This is a genomic window from Salinisphaera hydrothermalis C41B8 (assembly GCF_000732535.1).
Taxonomy (GTDB): Bacteria; Pseudomonadota; Gammaproteobacteria; order Nevskiales; family Salinisphaeraceae; genus Salinisphaera; species Salinisphaera hydrothermalis.
The window spans coordinates 36461-56001 of record NZ_APNK01000014.1 but is presented as its reverse complement, the minus strand read 5'-3'; the positions used below and the strand labels follow the sequence as shown (position 1 = coordinate 56001).

20 protein-coding genes are annotated in these 19541 nt (G+C 64.8%); 8 read left to right on the top strand and 12 right to left on the bottom strand.

The window, feature by feature from the left end; genetic code table 11:
* Positions 1-21: 21 nt before the first annotated feature.
* Positions 22-636 (top strand): alpha/beta hydrolase, encoded by a 615-nt coding sequence (locus C41B8_RS10670; RefSeq protein WP_037337700.1) that lies wholly within the window; start codon positions 22-24, stop codon positions 634-636.
* Between the two features lie 16 nt (positions 637-652).
* Here the strand turns inward: C41B8_RS10670 and C41B8_RS10665 are convergent, their stop codons facing one another.
* The 5 genes from C41B8_RS10665 to C41B8_RS10645 are packed head-to-tail and all read right to left on the bottom strand — an operon-like array spanning position 653 to position 6389.
* On the bottom strand, positions 653-1771 hold the full coding sequence (locus C41B8_RS10665; RefSeq protein ID WP_037337697.1) for an ABC transporter permease: 1119 nt from the start codon (positions 1769-1771) through the stop codon (positions 653-655).
* Complete coding sequence (locus tag C41B8_RS10660) at positions 1771-2919, bottom strand: ABC transporter permease (RefSeq protein ID WP_037337695.1); 1149 nt, start codon at positions 2917-2919, stop codon at positions 1771-1773. Before C41B8_RS10660 ends, C41B8_RS10665 begins: the two co-directional genes overlap by 1 nt.
* Positions 2916-4715: an ATP-binding cassette domain-containing protein gene (locus C41B8_RS10655; RefSeq protein ID WP_084188826.1), complete on the bottom strand. Its 1800-nt coding sequence runs from the start codon at positions 4713-4715 to the stop codon at positions 2916-2918. The genes C41B8_RS10660 and C41B8_RS10655 overlap by 4 nt, the downstream gene beginning before the upstream one ends.
* Positions 4693-5685 carry a secretion protein HlyD gene (gene hlyD, locus C41B8_RS10650; protein WP_037337689.1) on the bottom strand — a complete coding sequence of 331 codons (993 nt, stop codon included), beginning with the start codon at positions 5683-5685 and terminating at the stop codon, positions 4693-4695. The genes C41B8_RS10655 and hlyD overlap by 23 nt, the downstream gene beginning before the upstream one ends.
* Entirely contained in the window at positions 5682-6389 is a 708-nt protein-coding gene (locus C41B8_RS10645; protein WP_156962507.1) for a CerR family C-terminal domain-containing protein, read from the bottom strand. Before C41B8_RS10645 ends, hlyD begins: the two co-directional genes overlap by 4 nt.
* 229 nt (positions 6390-6618) lie before the next feature.
* Here C41B8_RS10645 and C41B8_RS10640 point away from each other — a divergent pair, with 229 nt between their 5' ends.
* Both C41B8_RS10640 and C41B8_RS10635 read left to right on the top strand, forming a co-directional pair.
* Complete coding sequence (locus tag C41B8_RS10640; RefSeq protein ID WP_037337687.1) at positions 6619-7041, top strand: RbsD/FucU family protein; 423 nt, start codon at positions 6619-6621, stop codon at positions 7039-7041.
* Between the two features lie 252 nt (positions 7042-7293).
* On the top strand, positions 7294-8271 hold the full coding sequence (locus C41B8_RS10635) for a GGDEF domain-containing protein (protein ID WP_051883386.1): 978 nt from the start codon (positions 7294-7296) through the stop codon (positions 8269-8271).
* 4 nt (positions 8272-8275) lie between these two features.
* Here the strand turns inward: C41B8_RS10635 and C41B8_RS10630 are convergent, their stop codons facing one another.
* Complete coding sequence (locus C41B8_RS10630) at positions 8276-8917, bottom strand: YoaK family protein (RefSeq protein WP_037337786.1); 642 nt, start codon at positions 8915-8917, stop codon at positions 8276-8278.
* 221 nt (positions 8918-9138) lie between these two features.
* On the opposite strand from C41B8_RS10630, the gene C41B8_RS10625 reads away from it, so the two are divergent.
* The gene (locus tag C41B8_RS10625) at positions 9139-9729 is read left to right on the top strand and encodes an IMPACT family protein (protein ID WP_232226042.1); all 591 of its coding nucleotides are present in this window, start codon (positions 9139-9141) and stop codon (positions 9727-9729) included.
* 33 nt (positions 9730-9762) lie between these two features.
* Here the strand turns inward: C41B8_RS10625 and C41B8_RS10620 are convergent, their stop codons facing one another.
* The 3 genes from C41B8_RS10620 to C41B8_RS10610 form a co-directional block, all read right to left on the bottom strand.
* Positions 9763-10041: a peptidylprolyl isomerase gene (locus C41B8_RS10620; protein ID WP_037337681.1), complete on the bottom strand. Its 279-nt coding sequence runs from the start codon at positions 10039-10041 to the stop codon at positions 9763-9765.
* 198 nt (positions 10042-10239) lie between these two features.
* Entirely contained in the window at positions 10240-10443 is a 204-nt protein-coding gene (locus tag C41B8_RS10615) for a cold-shock protein (protein WP_037337678.1), read from the bottom strand.
* Positions 10444-10816: 373 nt separating this feature from the next.
* A complete protein-coding gene (locus tag C41B8_RS10610; RefSeq protein WP_037337676.1) occupies positions 10817-11266 on the bottom strand; it encodes a YaiI/YqxD family protein in 450 nt (149 codons plus the stop codon).
* 663 nt (positions 11267-11929) lie between these two features.
* Here C41B8_RS10610 and C41B8_RS10605 point away from each other — a divergent pair.
* Both C41B8_RS10605 and C41B8_RS10600 read left to right on the top strand, forming a co-directional pair.
* Entirely contained in the window at positions 11930-12184 is a 255-nt protein-coding gene (locus C41B8_RS10605) for a four-helix bundle copper-binding protein (protein ID WP_156962506.1), read from the top strand.
* A gap of 555 nt (positions 12185-12739) precedes the next feature.
* Positions 12740-13918, top strand: a complete 1179-nt coding sequence (locus tag C41B8_RS10600; RefSeq protein ID WP_156962505.1) for an OpgC family protein — start codon at positions 12740-12742, stop codon at positions 13916-13918.
* 128 nt (positions 13919-14046) lie between these two features.
* On the opposite strand, the gene C41B8_RS10595 is transcribed toward C41B8_RS10600, so the two are convergent.
* On the bottom strand, positions 14047-16071 hold the full coding sequence (locus tag C41B8_RS10595) for a S9 family peptidase (protein WP_037337667.1): 2025 nt from the start codon (positions 16069-16071) through the stop codon (positions 14047-14049).
* 207 nt (positions 16072-16278) lie between these two features.
* Here C41B8_RS10595 and C41B8_RS10590 point away from each other — a divergent pair, with 207 nt between their 5' ends.
* Positions 16279-16485 carry a putative motility protein gene (locus C41B8_RS10590; protein WP_037337664.1) on the top strand — a complete coding sequence of 69 codons (207 nt, stop codon included), beginning with the start codon at positions 16279-16281 and terminating at the stop codon, positions 16483-16485.
* Between the two features lie 171 nt (positions 16486-16656).
* Complete coding sequence (locus C41B8_RS10585; RefSeq protein WP_037337661.1) at positions 16657-17343, top strand: aspartate/glutamate racemase family protein; 687 nt, start codon at positions 16657-16659, stop codon at positions 17341-17343.
* 51 nt (positions 17344-17394) lie between these two features.
* Here the strand turns inward: C41B8_RS10585 and C41B8_RS20125 are convergent, their stop codons facing one another.
* Both C41B8_RS20125 and C41B8_RS10575 read right to left on the bottom strand, forming a co-directional pair.
* Positions 17395-18084 carry an FkbM family methyltransferase gene (locus tag C41B8_RS20125; RefSeq protein ID WP_037337784.1) on the bottom strand — a complete coding sequence of 230 codons (690 nt, stop codon included), beginning with the start codon at positions 18082-18084 and terminating at the stop codon, positions 17395-17397.
* A complete protein-coding gene (locus C41B8_RS10575) occupies positions 18059-19372 on the bottom strand; it encodes a glycosyltransferase (RefSeq protein WP_051883384.1) in 1314 nt (437 codons plus the stop codon). Before C41B8_RS10575 ends, C41B8_RS20125 begins: the two co-directional genes overlap by 26 nt.
* Positions 19373-19541: the final 169 nt, after the last annotated feature.

Here is a 19541-nt window from a genome sequence, read left to right as displayed (position 1 = left end):
TCGGTTGCCCCGGAGCCCGTCATGTCCGAATCCTTCTATACAGCCTACCGCCGGGCCGGCGATCCCGATGCGCCGGTGGTCATGGCCTTTCACGGCACCGGGGCCGATGAACACCAGTTCGTCGGCCTGATCCAGCAGATGTGGCCGCGTGCCGGCATCGTGGCCCCACGCGGCGATGTCTCCGAAGGCGGCGCGCTGCGTTTTTTCCGGCGCACCGGCGAAGGCGTCTACGACATGGCCGATCTGGCCACACGCACCCAGCGCATGGCGGCTTTCATCGGGGCCACGCGCGAGGCGCATCCCGGCCGGCCGATCCAGGCGCTCGGTTATTCCAACGGCGCCAATATTCTGGCCGCCGTGATGTTCGAGCAGCCGCGGTTATTCGAGCGCGTGGCGCTGTTGCACCCGCTGATTCCCTGGACGCCCAAGCCCCAGCCGGCGCTCGACGGCCTGCCGGTGTTCGTCAGCGCCGGCCTTCGCGACCCGATCTGCCCGCCCGCACTCACCGACGCACTGATCGACTGGCTGCGGGCGCAGGGTGCGGCGGTAGAGCCCTTGATCACCGACGGCGGACACCAGGTCTCGCAGCCGGAGATCGACGCGCTGCAGCGCTTCATGCAGCAGCCGCAAGCGTGACCGCCCGAAGCCGGCTTCAGCCCAGCCGGCTTCGTACCACGACATGGGCGATGCCGAGTGTGACGACCGCCACGGCCGCCATTGGCCAGGCCTGGCCCCACACCACGCCGGGCGGCAACGCCTTGACGAAGCAGCCCTGCACGATCACCAGGAAATGCGTCAGCGGCAGGCATTCGGCCACCCACTGCAACACGCGCGGCATGTTGTCCACCGGCGTGGCGAAGCCCGACATCACCACCATCGGCACCGCGACCGCAAAGGCGCCGAGAATCGCTTGTTGCTGGGTCGAGGAGATTGCCGAGATCATCAGGCCGATCCCCACCATCGACAGGATCAACAGGACCAGACTCGGCAACAGCAACCCGAACGAGCCGCGGAACGGCACGCCGAAAACGAACACCGCCGCACCGATCATCACCAGACCGAGCACGGTGCCGATCAGTACCGCGGGCACGGTCTTGGCGACGATGATCTCGAACGGGGTCGTCGGCGACACCATGAGCTGGTCGAAGGTGCCGAGTTCGCGTTCGCGCGCGATCGACAACGCCGTGACGATCAGCGCGATGATGGTGCTCAGAATGCCGGACAGGCTCGGCACGATATACCAGCGATAGATCAGGTTCGGATTGAACCAGTGGCGCACCACGGTCGGATCGCGCGCGCCCGGGCTGTCGGGCACGAGTTCGGCGCCCGTTCGCGCCGCGATCCGGTCGAGATAGCCGAGCGTGATCTGGGCCGCGTTGGCCCGTCGGCCGTCCAGAATCACTTGCGCGGTGGCGGTATGCCCGGCGGCGACGTTGCGCGAGAAATCCGGCGGAATATCGAGCGCCGCGATCACCTGTTCGCGATCGATCAGGGCTCGGCGCTGGGCCGGGCTATGGACGGCGTAGACCCGATTCACGAAGCCGGCCGCGCCGATCTCGGCCAGCAGTTCATACGACGCACGCCCGGTATCGCGGTTATAGACCGCCAGATCGACGTGGTTCACCTCGAGCGTCGCGGCAAAGGAAAACACCAGCAGCTGGATCAGCGGCGGGCCGATCAGCACGAGGCGGCTGCGCGGATCGCGCAGGATGCTGAGCAGCTCCTTGACGATCTGAGCCCGAAGCCGGACGTTGAACAGGCGCCGGAACATCAATCCAGACTCTTGCGCGTACGCCACAGCGCGACCGCAAAGGACAATGCGCCGATCGCCAGCATGGCCGCCAGATCGCGCAGCAGCAGCGGCCACACGTCGCCGGCCAGAAACACCGTCTGCAACGACGCCACGAAATAACGCGCCGGCACCACGCAGGTCAGCCAGCGAATCGGCCACGGCATGCCCGCGATCTCGTAGATGAAGCCCGACAACAGAAACGCCGGCAGAAAGCCCGTCATCAACGCGATCTGTGCGGCCACGAACTGATTACGCGCCAGGGCCGAGATCAACAAGCCCTGCCCCAGCGCCGGCACCAGAAACACCGACGACAACAACAGCAGCACGGCCCAGGAGCCGCGCAGCGGTACGTCGAACATGAAAACGGCCAGCGAGGCGGCCACCCCGGTGGCGGCCAGACCGAGCGCGAAGTACGGCAACAGCTTGCCAAGCAGGATCTCGGCTACCGAGGCCGGCGTGGACATGATCGCCTCCATCGTCCCGCGTTCCCATTCGCGAGCCACCACCAGCGCGGTCAGCATGGTGCCGATGATGGTCATGACGATGGCGATGGCGCCGGGAATCAGCGCGCGCCGGCTGTCGATCTCGGGGTTGAACCAGAACCGAGCCGCGAGTGCGATCGGCGGCGCCGCGCCGGCCGGCGGCCGTGCCTGTAGTGCCAGCCAGCCGCTCACCACGCCACGGGCATAGTTCGCCACGAAATTGGCGGTATTCGGCTGCGACCCGTCGGTGATGATCTGCACCAGCGGCCGGTCGCCGCGCGCGGCCAGGCGCTGATCGAAATCCTGTGGGATCACCACCATGCCGCGCAGCGCGCCCGAGACCAACGCGTCGCCCACGGCCTGGCGATCGTGGACAGTCGTGACGCGGAAATAACGCGTACCGGCGAAGGCCGCCGCCAGCGACTGGGCCGGCGCGCTGTCGGATTCCAGCACCACGCCGAGGCGGACGCTGCGAATATCCAGCGATACCGCGTACGCGAACAGAAACAACAGCACCACCGGCAGCACGACGGCGATCAGCAGCGTCGACGGATCGCGGATCAATTGCCGGCTTTCCTTGCGGATCAACGCCACCAGACGCCGCAGGCTGAACCCGTCGTGTCGGCGCACGAGCGGCGTGCTCATGGTGACGCCGACCGCGTCGTGGCCTCGTCTTCGCGGTCGGCGGCCTGGATGTGATGGATGAACGCCTGTTCCATGCTCGGCTCCGGGCATTCGGCCGTCGCCGCCGCGTGCTTGAGGGCATCGGGCGTATCCAGCGCAATCAGCCGCGCCCGATACATGAGCGCCACGCGGTCGCAGTATTCCGCTTCGTCCATGAAATGCGTGGTCACCATCACGGTCACGCCGCGTCGCACCAGCCCGTTGATATGGGTCCAGAATTCGCGTCGGGTGAGCGGATCCACGCCGGAGGTCGGCTCGTCGAGAAACAGCACCGGCGGGCGATGCATCAATGCACAGGCCATTGCCAGGCGCTGCCGAAAACCCAGCGGCAGCGATTCCGGTGCCGCATCCAGATACGGCGCCAGCTGGAAGATCTCGATCATCTCGGCCACGCGCTCGCGCCGGAGCGCGCCGTCGAGGCCATAGACGCCGGCAAAGAAGTCGAGATTCTGGCGCACGGACAACAGGCCATAGAGCGAGAATTTCTGTGCCATGTAGCCGAGGCGGCTCTTGGCCGCCCCCGCCGCCCGACGTAGATCGTGGCCCGCTACACGGGCCTCGCCCGCGGTTGGCTTGAGCAGGCCGCAGAGCATCTTGAAGGTGGTGGACTTGCCGGCGCCGTTGGGGCCGATCAGACCGAAGATCTCGCCACGCCCGACCTCGAAACTCACCCGGTCGGTGGCGGTGAAATCGCCAAAGCGTTTGCTGAGATCGCGACAGACCACCGGGCTCGAATCGGCCAGCGTCACCGGTTCCATGCGTGCCGCCAGGGCCGACGTGCCGCCGGGACCGCCGCCCAGCAAATCGACGAAGGCATCCTCGAAGCGCGCGGCCACCGGCACGACGGTGGCGCCGGACCGGCTGGCCAGAGCCTCGATCTCGTCGCGCCGGGCCTGACGGCGCAGCACCACGCGTACGCCGCTGCCTTCGATCACGCCGTCGCAAACACTGGGCAGCTCGAGCGCCTCGGCAAGCACGGCGCGTCGTTCGCCGCTCACGGCCTCCAGCCGGAAACTGCGCCCGGCCAGGCGCGCTGTGAGTTTTTCCGGCGGGCCGTCGAAGGCCAGCCGCCCCCGGTCGAGCAACAACACATGACCGCAGCGCTCGGCCTCGTCCAGATAGGCGGTAGACCAGACCACGGTCATGCCGGCACCGGTAAGCTCGTTGACCATGCGCCACAGATCCTGCCGGCTGAGCGGATCCACGCCGACGCCCGGCTCGTCGAGCAGCAGCACCTGCGGTTGGCCCATGAGCGCACAGGCCAAGCCGAGCTTCTGCTTCATGCCGCCGGAGAGCCGGCCGGCCAGCCGGCTCGTGAACGGGGCCAGCCGGGTGAATGCCAGCAGCCGGGCGAAAACCGCATCGTGGCTGGCCGCCGCCACGCCGCGCAGTTCGGCATACAGACGCATGTTCTGTAGCACCGACAAGTCTTCGTACAGACCGAAACGCTGCGGCATGTAACCGGTGATCGAGTGGATGTCGCCCCCGGCGGCGACGTCCCGCCCGGCCACGAGCGCACGGCCACCGTCCGGCGTCATCAGCCCGGTGAGGATTCGCATCAGCGTTGTCTTGCCGGCGCCGTCCGGGCCCACCAGCCCGGTGAGTCGACCCGGCCGGATTTCGGCATCGATGCCGGCCAGGGCCACGGTCTCGCCGAAGCGCTTGGTCAGCCCCGTGATCTCGATGCCCGGCGCGTCGACGGGGGCCGCGCCCGGTTCCGGCAACGTGGCCACGTCACGACCTCGGTTCGGCCACATCGACCGTTACCGGCATGCCCTGGCGCAGCCCTTCGTCGGCATCGGACACCACGATCCGCAGCCGGTAAACCAGATCGGTCCGCAACTGGGGCGTTTCGACCGATTTCGGCGTGAATTCCGCCTGCGACGCGATAAAACCGATACGGCCGTGGTAGACGCGTTTCGACGAATCGGTGTGCAGCGTCACCGTTGCCCCGGGCACGATACGGCCCAGATCCGGCTCGTCGACATAGGCGCGGACGTATACCGGATTACGCAGGTTGAGGGTGAGCACCGGCTCGCTCGGGCCCACCATGCTGCCCGGCTCGCGCACCCGCGACAGTACGGTGGCGGCCGCCGGGGCATAAAGCCGGGTATCGCCGAGGGCGATGCGCGCCTGATCGCGCTGGGCCCGGGCCGCGGCTAGCGTCGCCCGGGCGGTCGCGATGTCCTCGCTGCGCGCCCCGGCCCGCTGGAGCGATAACGCCTGTTCGGCCGAGGCCAGCTCGGCGGCCGCCTGATCGCGGGCCGCGCGCGCGGCATCCAGGCTACGTTGTGCCGCGGCGTTCGAGGCCCGCATCAGACGTTCACGTCGATAATCGCGCTCGGCGTTGCGATAAGTCGCCTGCGCACGTTCCACCGCCGCCTTCGCCTCGGCGATCTCCTGCGGGCGATTGCCGGCCTCCAGTTTGGTCAGTACGGCGGCATCCGCCCGGACTTGGGCGGCGGCCTGGGCCAATGCCTGGCGATAGGGCGCGGCATCGATCGCGGCCACCCACTGGCCCGCATGGACCCGATCGCCCTCCTCGACCGCCACCGACGTCAAACGCCCGGGCTGCCGGAAAGCGAGTTCTACCTGGCGGATATCTACGTTGCCGTAGAGGCGCAGCCCGGTGGGGCCACGATCGCGGTCCCACCACGACGCCAGCCCCGCCACGACCGCGGTCGCAAGCAGCACGGCCGCCGCGATGGCACTGCGTCGGTGGTTCATGGCGGGGCCGCAGCAAGCAGCGCCTGCAGGTTGCGATGCAGGGCAGTGCGGATCGTGGCCATCGCCGCCGCGTCAATATCGCGCCAGGACATCGCGCGCAGCACGCTGGCGCGTGCGGAGCGAAACACCAGAATCTGACCGAGAACGGTCAGCGCCAGCACGCGGGCCGCCTCGGGTTCGATCGGCCCGGCCAAGCGCGCCACCAACCGTTCGACCAGGTCCAGAAAACGGCCCATGAAGCCGTCGTAGAGAATATCGAAAGCCTCGGTCGGGCGTTGTTGTTCGCGCATGATCAACCGGGCCCAGGCATCCGAGCCCGGGCCGGTCATCAAAGCCAGTACGCCATCGGTGAGACGGAACAGGGCGTCGAAATCGGCGGCCCGGTCGCGAGCCCCCTCGCCTTCGGACAACGCCGCCTCCACGGCGGCCATTTCCGGATCCAGACGGGCCCGAATGCGCGCGGCGATCTCCACGAACACGGCGCGATACAGCCCTTGCTTGTGGCCGAAGTGGTACCCGATCAACGACTGATTCACCCCCGCCCGCGCCGCGAGCGCGCGCAGACTCACCTTGTCGTAGCCCTCGGCGGCAAATGCCTGCATCGCGGCTTGCAGCAATGTGTCGCGGGTGAGATCACCCCGCGTCGAACGATCGGATACCGGCATGGTCATGGTTCGCGAGCCGTCGACCGTTGCATCGGTCAATCGAGTAAATACGGGACCCGACTCATCCTATGCGGCTCGACCGCGCCGTCGATTGAGCTAGATCAAAGCCGCCGACGGCTCAGAGTGTGCGCCAGAAAAATGCGTCGATGGTGCAATGGACGGACGGGCCGCAAACCGCCAGTTTTGCCGCACCCGAAATGATGCGCCGCTCCGGCGCCCGAGGCCGCGACCCCTGTCGGTGGCGGCGACGCGATCAAGGAACGAAACCATGCTCAAACACATCAACCCGCTGCTGACAGGCGAGCTTCTCGCTATCCTCGCCGACATGGGACACGGCGACGAGTTGGTTATTGTCGATGCCAATTTCCCCGCCGACGCGCTCGCGCAGCGCCTGGTCCAGCTGCCCGGCATCACGGCCACGGCGACGCTGGAAGCGGTGCTCGACCTGCTACCGTTGGACGACTTCGTCGATACGCCGACAGCGGCAATGGACGCGCCCGACGGGCGCCCGGCGATGTATACCGAATTCGATCGCATGCTGGCGGATGCCGAAGGCCGCGAGATCCCGATCGAACTCATCGATCGCTTCGATTTCTACGACCGCACGAAACAGGCCTATGCCGTCGTCGCCACCGGCGAACGCCGGCTGTACGGCAATATCATCCTCAAGAAAGGCGTACTGCGCGCGTGACATCGCGGGCATGATCGAGGCCCCGGCCTCGATCATGCAAGACGAGCCAAAGACTCGCGTCAGACAGGCGCGCCCAGCCCTGCGATGCGCTCCGGGCCGTGCTTATTTGCGCAACCCGTATTCGTATCGTGCCCTGATGTTCGGCGGCGACCGACGCAAGCCCATGTGATTGCTGGCGGCACCCCGCCACAGTTGCGCCGTGCGCTGCAAGCAGCGACATTTAGGCCGCAAACGGGGGGCGACAGCACAACGATGGCGATCCACGACTACGACGGCGAGACACGTCTCAAGCTCGAAGCACTCCGGGCGTTACCCGATCCCATCTTCGTGCTTACCGAAAGCGGCCGGTATGCCGCCATCATCGGCGGCAACGACCGGGGGCTGTACCATGATGGTTCCTGCCTGGTGGATTTCACGCTCTACGACGTGCTGCCCGAAGCCAAGGCCGACTGGTTTCTCGGCGAAATTCGCCGCACGCTCGCCGAGGATCGTCTACGCGTGGTCGAATACACGCTGGCCGCGGCCGACGTCACAGGTTTGAGCGGCGCGGAGGGGCCCGAGGGCGAGCTCTGGTTCGAAGGCCGCATCCAGCCGATGCGTTATCAGGTGGATGGCGAACGCGCCGTGGCATGGCTCGCCAGCAACATCACCGCCCGCCACGATCTCGAAGTGCGTCTACGACAACTCAGCGAGACCGATGCGCTGACCGGTCTACCGAACCGCCGGCTATTCCTGGCCCGGCTCGACGAAATGCTGTGCGACTACGACCCGGAGCGGTCGAACATCGCGCTGCTGATACTCGATATCGACCGCTTCAAAACGATCAACGATCGCCATGGCCACTTCGAAGGGGATCGCGTCATCCAGACCGTGACCCGGGTCTGCGGCGAGCGCATCAAACGGCGCGACCTGCTGGCCCGCCTCGGCGGCGAGGAATTCGCCATGCTGCTCTACGACACCACCCCGTCCCAGGCGCTCATGGTGGCCGAACGGTTATGTCGTACCGTCGCCGAGCAACGCATCCGGCTGGAATGCGGCGCCACGATCAGCACCACCGTGAGCATCGGGGTCAGCGCGGCGACCGCCCAGCGTCGCCGGGCCCACGAGCTATTATCCGATGCCGATGCGGCGCTCTATCGCGCCAAGCGCAGCGGGCGCAACCGCGTCGCGCTGTCCGGCGACGAGACCATCGATCAACGCGCCCCACGCCGGCTCCGCCGCGCCGACTGATCGCTCAATCGCTGGCCGGAGCCCACCACAACAGCAGACCGGTCAATCCCACGCCGAGCGCTACGGCGAACCAGAGGCTATCCAGGGCAAAGTGCAGATAGGCCAGACTGCCGAGCACCGTACCGGCGAGCAGCCCCACCCACAGCAGGAAATACCAGGCCCAGGCCCAGCGATCGCCGCCCAGCAGCACACTGGTCAGGCGCTGGCCGAGCTTGACCAGCGTGCCCGTCATATAGGTCACCCCCAGGCTGACCTCGCCATTGCGCTCGAATACCGTGTTCTCGGCCCCCATGGCCAGCGCCATGCACACGATGGCGCCCCAGAAAAAATCAACCCGCTGACAAACGCCCGACAGCGCCAGCAACAACGTCACCAGGCCCATGACCACCGCCCGCCGGTGCGCGCCGACCCGATGGTTGACCAGCGATCCGCCCACCACGCCCAGCACGAACAGAATAATGACCGCGGCCGGTACGACCGCCGTTGATACGCTGCGCACGGCGCCTACGCCCAGTCGGGTGGTATTGCCGCTCATGAAGGCAATGAAATAGCCCCCGAGCGTCATGAAGCCCAGGGCATCGACATAACCGGCCAGCCCAGTCAGGGCGACCGCAATCGCTCGCTCGCGTCGACGATGCGTGATCAAGGCGGAGTCCAATGGCGCGAAGAAAAGGCGCCTCACTATACGAAAAAAGCCATCCCCTGTGCCGCCCGGGTCCACGTATGACAGCGGCATACCCTGGCGGCACGGAAAACCGCTAGCATGCCGGCTCAAGCGACTGTTCATGTTAATCGGCGTGCAAACAGCCGCCGACTTCATTCCGCGGAGTGCCGATGCGCTATTCCATACCGGCAACGAGCGTCGATGTGCCTCACACCGCCACGCTCGAGATCCAGAAAAGCCGCTTCATCGGCTGGTGCGCCCACATCGAGCACGGCGACGACGCGGAACAACTGATCGCGCGGGCCCGCGCGCACTATCCGGATGCTTCCCATCACTGCTCCGCCTTCATCGCTGGGCCACCCGGCGAGGATCAGGCGATCGGCTTTTCCGACGATGGCGAACCCGGGGGTACCGCCGGCCGACCGATGTATCAGGTGCTGGAGGGCAGCGGGCTCGGCCGAATCGCCTGCGTGGTCATCCGTTATTTTGGCGGTATCAAACTCGGCACCGGCGGCCTGGCACGAGCCTACGGCCAGACCGTGAGCGAACTGCTCGCGGATCTTCCCACGCGCGAATACATCCCGCGCCGGCGCGTCGCGCTCGACCTGGCCTTTGCCGACGAGCAACCCGCCCGCGACTGGCTGGCGCGACATGAAGGCGTCATCGCTGACGCGGCATACCATGCCGAGGGCGTCACGCTGGCGGTAGACTGGCCGTTGGATGCCGCGGCCGATCTGGCGGAACTGGACGCCCGGCTCAACGGCCGCCTGACCATCGACAGCGGCGAGGTCTGAGCCTCCGCCGCCGTCGATCGAGACAACAAACGCTTAGCCGCGTGCGGTCACTTCCAGCAGGTGATAGCCAAACTGCGTCTTCACCGGACCCTGCACTTCGTTCAACGGGGCGCTGAAGACCACTTCGTCAAACGCCGGCACCATCTGACCGCGGCCGAACGTCCCCAGCTCGCCGCCCTGCTTGCCCGACGGGCAGGTTGAATGCTCGCGGGCGACATCGGCGAAATCGCTGCCGTTTTCGATCTGCTGCTTGAGTTCGAGGCATTTGTCCTCGCTGTCGACGAGGATATGACGGGCACTGGCTTTAGCCATGGGAAAGCTCCTGCTTCGAGAAATCACGGACCGCGCATATTACGGCAATTCCGGGCTGTGGTCGGGTGGAGCGCGACGGCCCAAGCCGATCCGACCGGCGGCGTGGCTTGGTGCGGGGCGCCGTTCAATGCCATACGCCGGACATAAAAAAAGCGGGCTGCTTACGCAGCCCGCTTTTGCTTAAACGTTATCCGCGCCTTAAAGCGGGACGACGCTCGTCGCGCAAGGGCCCTTCTTGCCCTCACCGACTTCGAATTCCACTGCCTGTCCGTCCTCGAGCGAGGCGAAACCCTGCATTTTGATTTCCGAATGATGGACGAACAGATCTTTGCTGCCATCTTCAGGAGCGATAAAGCCGAAGCCTTTCTCCGAACTAAACCACTTCACTGTGCCTTTGGCCATAATTTACTCTTGGTACTACGATTTTGATAAGTGCAGTTGCCTGCCCGATCAAGCATACGCACCACGGCTCCAACACACGAGCATTGATGTGGTGAATTTGCCAGCCGCGCCGCTTGATCGACCGCTCACGGGCCGTATCGAGAGCGTTTATATACCCAAACAATTATTTTATAAACATAATCTTACGGCCATCTCAAAGGAAAAGACTCGGCACCGAAAAATGTCATCTCGCCGGGGCCGAGATTTTTCGCCCGCAGGCCGAAATTGCGCGATTTCTGCGTTCCAGGCGCGCATTGACCCGCAGAGCGCCTCTCCGGCCGGAGCGACACGAGCGCCTTGAAGAGGCGGCCCGATCGCCGTTCCCGGATGGAATTCAGCCACGTGCTTTCGCGAGCCAGCGGTCGAGTGCATTGGCAAAAGCCTGGCGTTCCTTCTCGCCGAGCGCCGACGGCCCGGTGCCGTGGATGCCGCTGGCGCGCAGCGTGTCCATGAAATCGCGCATCGTGCGTTTGGCCGCGATGTCATCAGGCGAATACATCTCGCCGCGTGGGCTCAGCGCCTGGCCGCCGTTGTCGATCACCTCGGCGGCCAACGGGATATCGGCGGTGATCACCAGATCACCGGCCGTCATGCGCCGGACGATCTCGTTGTCCGCGACGTCGAACCCGCTCGCGACCTGCACCGCCTGGATCTGCGGCTGGCGCGGCACCTGCAAGGGCTGATTCGCCACCAGCGTTACCGGCATGCCGGTCCGCTTCGAGGCCCGAAACAGAATCTGCTTGATCACCACCGGGCACGCATCGGCATCGACCCATATCTGCACAACCGGCTCCGCGTTGAGGCCCGACGGCGGCCGTACCCATGTACTGTCCGCGCCGGATTTTCGAATGACCGGCGCATCTTACTATTCCCGCCGCAGTCGTGATGTGCCGCTAGCCGCCGAGTCACCGCTCGCGGACGCGGCCGGTCCGAAGATAGTCGAATCGCACCGATCGACTATGGAGTTGCACCTATCGACCCGAGCTTACCGGCCGCGTTTGCATGACACGGCTTCATCGACTCGATAAAGGACTCTGCCATGCAGATTCAGGAACGACTCAACACGCATTCGAATCCCGTCGACTTCAACAAGGAACTGGCCGACTGCATCGCCGCGTGCTAGGGCCTGTTGCCGTTTCGTGCGAGCGCCGCGTTGGAGCCCGCAAATCGTGTCCGGCAAGGCGCGAGTCGCCGCGTCGTGGCGTGCCACGACCCAGACTCGCAACGCCGCCGGGCGCGATTTGCGGCCCAACCCGAAGGGACAAGCGCTGTTTTGCGGCAATACAGCGTTGTCGCTCTCTCGCGTAGAACAACTACGCCACGTTCGCTACGCCTCGTCTTGCCGCAAAACAGCGCTTGGCGCGGACTCGCACGAAACGGCAACAGGCCCTCAGAATGCAGCCAATGCTGCTCGGTATGCGCCGACGCCTGCCTCGGCCATGACGGCATGGCGCAATGCGTTCGAACGGATCTCGATTGCGCCGACATTTGCAGCACCACCGTGCGCGTGCTGTCGCGACAGACGCATATCGACAAATCGGCGGCCGCCACGCTGGTCAAAGCCTGCCGTGATGCCTGCCAGACCTGTGCCCGCGACTGCGAATCGCATCGCGATCAACACCAGCATTGCGCCGAATGTGCCGATTCCTGCAATCGTTGCGCCACCGCTTGCGACGAGTTGCTCGGCCACCTCGACGGCTAGGCGGATTCGACTTCGGATACACGTCCGATCGCAAGCCTCCGCTGTTGATTCGACAGCGGAGGCTTTTTTCATGGATCGCTGGTTTTAGCGACCGGACATGGGCGCAGGCCGCTTCTGTAAGCCATTTCGACGTGCGTGACGATCCGCGTGTCGGCTTACTAATATGCTGCTAATAATTATTATTTTCAGCATCTTATACAGGGGTATAGCAATCGAGCATCTCGCCTCCCGCGATCATAGAATGGCCTCCGGCTGTCATCAGGATCGACGCCGTATATTCCAGCTGTGATTTTTCAACGTCTTGATTCGATTGATTTTAAATAATCGATCCGTCCCAGGGCCGTCGGTCTTCATGACGTCGCAAGCCAATCGCCATGGCGGCCCAGAACCCTTTTCGCGACGCAGATCCGGTTTGAGCGGGGCGTCGGGTCAGGCTCGGCTCGCGCCGCTTGGAGACAACAGGCACTTACAGCCGTCGCGTCGCCGCCAAGCCGTGACATCGCCGGGCGTGGCACAACCGTTGCGAACTGCCCGGCGGATATTTGGGGAGCACTTGTGTTGAAGCCGTCCTTGCAGACCGTGGGCCACGCATTGTGGCGATCCCCCGACGAGCGCAATACGGACCCGCGTCGCGCACACCGCCCTGCTCGTGAGCCCGAGGTTCCCGGCGAGCATCGGCGCCCCGGGCGCGACAATCGCATCGACACGTTGCGCGGCTTGTTGCTGGTGATCATGACGATCGACCATCTCGGCGGGCCGCTGTATGCCATCAGCTATTCGCCGCTCGGATTCGTGACCGCGGCCGAAGGCTTCGTCTTTCTGTCCGGCTATATGTTTGCGCTGGCGTATGTTCTGCGGGCACCCGACCTGCGTACGCTGCGCCGTACCTCGATCCGCCGCGCGGCCCTGATTTATCGCTACTACATTGCCGCGCTGGCGCTGCTCGTCGGGTTGACCTGGTTATTGCCGCGGCTCGGCGTGTACTGGCATCTGGGCGGGACCATCCATCACCCTTGGGTTTGGAATCTGCTGTCGTTCGCGATGGTCAACCAGCCCGCTTATTTCGACATTCTGCCCATGTACGTGGTGTTCGTACTGGTCACGCCGTTTGCCGTGTTGGGCATTCGGCGCGGCTATGCGGGGCTCGTGGCGGCAGCGAGTGTGGGTATCTGGGCAATCGGCAGCCTGCTGCATCCGGCCGGGCCACTCACCGCGTTGTTGGCCGGCGACTACCGGGCCGGCCATTTCAATCTGCTGTGCTGGCAGCTGCTATGGACGCTCGGGCTTCTACTGGGCTGTTATCGCGACACCGTGCGGCGTGCACTCGGCCGGATGCCCGCCTCGGCGTGGTTGGCGCTGCTCGTTTTTCTCGGCGCCCTGTGCCTGGCCCGCCACGATCTGCTGTCGATCGGGCTCTCTGCACAGGACTCGGCGCTCGACAGCACAAAGATGGGCTGGCTGCGACTGTTCGATACGCTTGGTCTGCTGGTGCTCACCGCCGGGCTGTTGCGGTTCGTGCCGCGCACGGCCCGGGTGCCGTGGCTGGATTATCTCGGCCGCTCGTCGATCCAGGTATTCACGTTCCAGGTGCTCCTCGTCTATCTCGACATGGGTATCGGCTTCCGGGTCGAGGCGCTGGGCAGCCCGGCGCTGCACGTCGTGTATACCCTGGCCTGTGTGCTGACCCTGACGCTGCCCGCATTCCTCCATCATCGCCGACGCCAGCGAGCCTGAGGGGCGTCGGCACGCACGACGCCCCCGCGATTCGACGATACGCCGCCTCGCTGGGCCCGCTCGCCTGAAAACCGGGCCCGCGGCAACATCCCGGGCGCTGCGGGCGCCGCACCACCCGCAGACACCGCTCAGACGATAGCGGTCTGCAAGGCCGCGGCCAGCCCGGGCGCGTAGTCGGCGCCGTGGGGCACGGTGGCCGTCGACGGCTTGAGCGCGTCGTCGATCGGCTCGGCGCGGCCGCCGAGATACTCCGCCAGGAACGCCTCGATAATCGCATTGAAGGCGATATTGTTGGCTGGGCGGGCGAAGCCGTGGCCTTCGTCGGGGAACAGCACGTAGGTGACCGGGATCGATTTCTCGGCCATCGCATTCACGATCTGGTCGCTCTCGGCCTGTTTCACCCGCGGGTCGTTGGCGCCCTGACCGATCAGCAACGGCCGCACGATGCGATCGGCATAGGTCAGCGGCGAGCGCTCGCTGAGCCAGGCCTGACCGGCCTCGGTCTCGGGATCGGCCATGCGGCGGTACATCTGGCGGCGGCCGGCTTCCCAATAGGGCGGGATACTGTCCAGCAGCGTTTTGAGGTTCGACGGGCCGACGATATCCACACCGCAGGCAAAGGTCTCCGGCGTGAGCGTCAGCCCGGCCAGCGCGGCATAGCCGCCGTAGGAGCCGCCCATGATCGCCACACGCTTGGCATCGGCCACGCGCTGCTCGACCGCCCAGTTGACGGCGTCGATCAGGTCGTCGTGCATGGCCGCGCCCCACTCGCCGTCGCCGGCGGCGGTGAAGGATTTGCCGAAACCGGTCGAGCCGCGATAGTTGACCGACAACACGGCATAGCCGCGATTGGCCAGCCACTGGTGGTATGGGTTGCTGCCGTAGTCGTCGCGTGCCCAGGGGCCGCCGTGGACCAGCAGCACCATCGGCAGCGGCCGATCCGGCGTGGTAAAGCCGTCGGCGCCGCTGCCATGCGGCAAGGTGAGATACGCGGTGAGCGTGAGCCCGTCGCGCGCGGTGATTTCCAGCGGCGTCATGCCGGCCAGCGGCGCGCCGACCAGCTCCGGACGGCTAACGAACAACGTCGTGAGCGTGCGGCGATCGCGATCGTAGAGATGCGTGATCGGCGGCGCCGTGACCGGGTCGTTGACCACCACCCAGCGCCGATCGTCGTCGGTGCGCGAGGTGACGTGTACGTCGCCTTCGAGCTCGCCGTCCAGAAACGCCAGATCGTCGCCGATGGCCGGGTCGATCACGTGCCATTCGGTGCGCAGATAATCCACCGCCCAGGCCTGGATTTCGTGGGTGTCCGGATCGGCCATCACGCCAGTCACGTCGGCCTTCGGCGACGCGGCGATCTCGTGCATTTCGCCGGTGTCGAGATTCTGGGCCACGAGGGCGGCGGTATCGCGGCCGCGACTGTCGATCCAGTACAGCGTGTTGCCGTCGCGAGTGAAACCGGCCGGGCCGGTGTTGGCGCTGTCCTCGAAGCTGATGCGGGCGAACGGCTCGTCTTCCACCATGCCGTCCTGCACGCGGAAGAAATCCTCGCCGCCGTCCTCGCGCGGGCGCTGCGCCAGCCGGATCTCGAGGCTCTCATCCACCAGAAAACCGCCGTACCCGTCGTTCTGCATCGCCAGCGTCAGCGCGCCGCTGTCCAGATCCAGACGATAGACATCGTGCCAGCGCGGATCGCGATCGTTGATGCCGACGACGATATGGTCGCGCACGTGCCGGCTGACGCCGAACATCTGGACCCGCACGCCTTCCTGTGGCGTGAGCGTGCGCTGGGTGGCGCTTTCCACGTCCACGCCGAACAGGCGGAAGTTCTCGTCGCCGCCCTGATCGTTCACGAACAACAGCTGACGGCTGTCCGGCGACCAGAAATAGCTGCGGATCGGACGAACGCGCTCGTCCGTCAACGCGCGGGCTTCATCGGGACGGTCGGCCGGCGCAACCCAGAGGTTCAGCACATCGTTGGACGGCGCGATCCACGACAACCAGCGGCCGTCCGGGCTCAGCCGCCCCTGAATACGGCTCGGGTTGCCGAACAACCGCTCGCGTTCGATCAAAGGCACATCACGGACACCACCGGCGGCGGCGTCACCACTCGCCGCCATGGGCATCCTGTCAGCGGGGATGTTCCAGCGCATTGGGCGCTCCTTTACGAAAATTGATAGGCCTCGTATTGCGAGGCGTGGGTAGTCAGGATAACGCGGGGCGCCCCGGCCGCGGGGTCGACTCGACGACGCGGCGGGGAGAACGCTCACGGTAAACGCATCAACCGGTGCCTAAAGTCCGCCGACCGCCGGCCGATATAGCGAATCCGGTTCTTATTTTCCGGACTTGGAGAATCTCGCATGGACGCAGGAAGTGTGAACTCGACCGTCAGCACCGCCATGGCGTTGCAACAACACAACCAGAACCAGGATGTGCAGGCCAACCTGCTGCGCAAATCGCTTAACAGTCAGGCCTCGCAGATGAGCCAGCTCATGTCGTCGCTGGAAACGCAGCCGGCACTGGCCACCACCGGATCGATCGGTACGCAGATCAATACCTACGCCTGACGGCGATTCGGCCGTATGTTTTTGAAACGATAGAGGCCGCAGTTAATGCGGCCTTTTTTTCGTCTCATGCTCGGTTTGCGTGCGTTGTTGTACGGTTAAGGGCTGGCGAGCCACCATCGCTCGTTCGACGCCGGCTGCCGAGCCGCAACCCGTGAAAACCCGATTATCCTCATGAAAACCATCGGTCTTCCGGGCGGCACGGCCTGGCCGTCGACCCTCGAGTATTACCGGTATCTCAACCAGCTCGCGCAGCGCGAATTCGGCCCGCGGCATTCCGCTCGGTTGCTGCTCAAAAGCATCGACTACGCGCCTTTCATCGATTGCTACGGGACCGATTGGCCCGGCGTGCTCCGGCTGTTCGAACCGGAACTCGCCGAACTGTTCGCGATGCGCCCCGACTGCGTGGTGGTCTGCTGTAATACGCTGCATCGAGCGATCGACGAGTTGGCGGACCGCTGGCCAACCGATGTTCCGATCATCCATATCGTCGACGAAACAGCGCGTGTCGCCATCGACCGCGGTTACGATCGTGTCCTGCTGCTCGGGACACAGTTCACGATGGAAAACGGCTACTACGCTGGGCGCCTCGAGGCGGCAGGCCTGACGGTCGATATACCCGCAGCCGAGGAGCGCGCCCGCATTCAGCACATCCAGTCGGCCATCTCGGCAGGCCACACGCCCAATGACGCCGAGGCTTACTTCCAGCATCTTCTGTCGCGTCATGCCAACTGTGACGCAGCGGTACTCGCCTGCACCGAGTTGCCCGCGGCAACGAATGCCGAAACCAGTCCCTTGCCATTGCTCGATCCTCTGACCCTGCAGTGCGACGCCGCGTTTGCGTTCGCGGTCGATCGTTGAACAGCACGGCCTCTCGATCCATCCCAGCGCATCGCGGCCGGCCTGGCGCGGTCACTCAAGTCTCAGCGCGACGCAATCGTTGCCTTGTGTTAGGACGCGATAGCCGTTGTCGCGCAGAAGACGTCGCGTGTCTTGTACGTCCGCCGGCGACAGATGGGTCTGTTCGTATTTGATGATCCGGGGCGGATATTGCTGGAAGTCGATGGATTTTACGATTTCGGCGTCGTAACCCTCGGTATCGATCTGCAGCAGATCCACACGGGGCAGCCGATAGTCCTCGATCAGCCGCGTCAGCGGCATGCAATCGACCTGCTCGGCAGCGATCTGTTCCGGCGCAACGCCGGCTCGAATCAAGTGCTCGCGGTCGAACGAACCTAGCCCCGCGAACCAGGGCGGGAACGAGTCCAGGCTATCCGGGTCGATATGGTAGACCACCGCCGTGGACTCCGATTCATGTATGGCGCAACGAATCGGCTGAATGTTGGGAAAACCGGCGTAATGCCGTTCCAGTTTCTCGAAATAATATTCAAGAGGCTCGACCACGAGCCCGCGGCATTTGTCGTTGGATACCAGCGCGAACAGATTATCGAAATGAACGCCGTCGTTGGCGCCGACCTGCACGAAGTAGAACTGTTCCTGTTTTCTCAGCGTCTTCCGTATAGCTTTCTCGAACTCGTCGATGCGTGAAATTTCATAGCGGAAGGGTTTGATCAGCTTATTCAGTAGGCGAAGGGTCGACATGGTCTGCGTGCCGCGGGCATCCTTGATCGGGAAAAGTGAGCGTTGATCGAGCCAAACGTTCGCCCGTGTCTGGTCGTGGGAGTTCGTCGTAACTCGGCAACAAGAGATTGAGATAAGCGCGAGCTGCCGTGTCCATGGAAAAATCGGCGGCCCGTTTTCGAAGATCTGCCGGATCCGGCGGCCGCTCCAGCGTAGCCACGATAGCAGCGGCGAGCGCGTGATCGTCGCCCACCGGAACAAGCCGGCCATCGCGCCCGTCGCGCAGCACTTCCGCCGGCCCGCTCGGACACGCCGTGCTCACGACCGGGCAGCCTACCGCGAGTGCCTCGGCGAGAACCATGCCGAAGCCTTCACGCCGCGACGACGACACCAGAACGTTGGCGCATGCCATCCAGGCATACACATTCTTTTGCGCGCCCGGCATATAGACGTCGGATTCGATCCGCAAATCGCGACTCAATTCCGTGAGCCGGTCACGCTCGGGCCCATCGCCCAGAAGAACGAGGCGACAGGGGCGTTGCGCGCGTACTCGGGCAAATGCCCGGACCAGCGTGGCGAAGTCTTTTCTCTCGGTCAGCTCGCCGACGCCCAGAATCATCTCGCATGCGTGCGCATCCGTCGGCCAGGGCCGATCGATCTCGGCGCCGCTCGAGGCCCGAATAGACGCAATATCCACGGGATTGTAAATCGTGGTGATGCGATCGGGGCTGAGCCCGATCGTCGCGGCGAGATTCGACGCGACCCCTTCGGATACAGCGGTAACGGCGTCGGCACGTCGATACGTCGCGGCCGCGACCGTCGCCAATGCTTCCCAGGCCTGACCGCCGGTAAACTGGGTGTGCTCCGAGACGACCACCCGGCCCGACCAATCGGCGCGCTCGCGCGCCAGAATCGCCAGCACATTCAGAGCGGGTTTGGGTGAAAGCAACGCCGCCGGCCGGGCCTGCCGCAGATATCGCTCAAGCGAGCCCAGAAACCGCAACGCGCGACGCAACGCCGGAACGGGCAGCAACGTATAACGTGAAGTCTGCCATCCTTGGCCACATGCAATCTGGCCCATGCGGGCGATCTTGCGGGATTTCGTAAGCTCAATAACCGCGATATTGGCCGGAACCGCCATGTCGGTCGCGACCGGGGTGTCGCACACCAGTAGGTCGATGCGATACCCCATATTCGCAAGCTTTTCGGCCAGCGAAAGTATGACGCGCTGAACCCCGCCCGTTGTCAGGTTATCCAGGAGCAGCGCGAGGTGAGGTCGAGCCTTGATGTTTGACTGTTCTATCTTCATGCGAACTACAGACAAGATGCCAAGGCCAACGGAGCATTCGAGGTTCGAGCTTGTGGCTCTTTTCTCCTCCCATAAGCGACGACAGTACGTGTCTCAACCGCTTGAATCCGTAAGACGCCGACACGTCATACGGCGCATCAGCAGGATCGTCGACTCCGTACCCATGCAC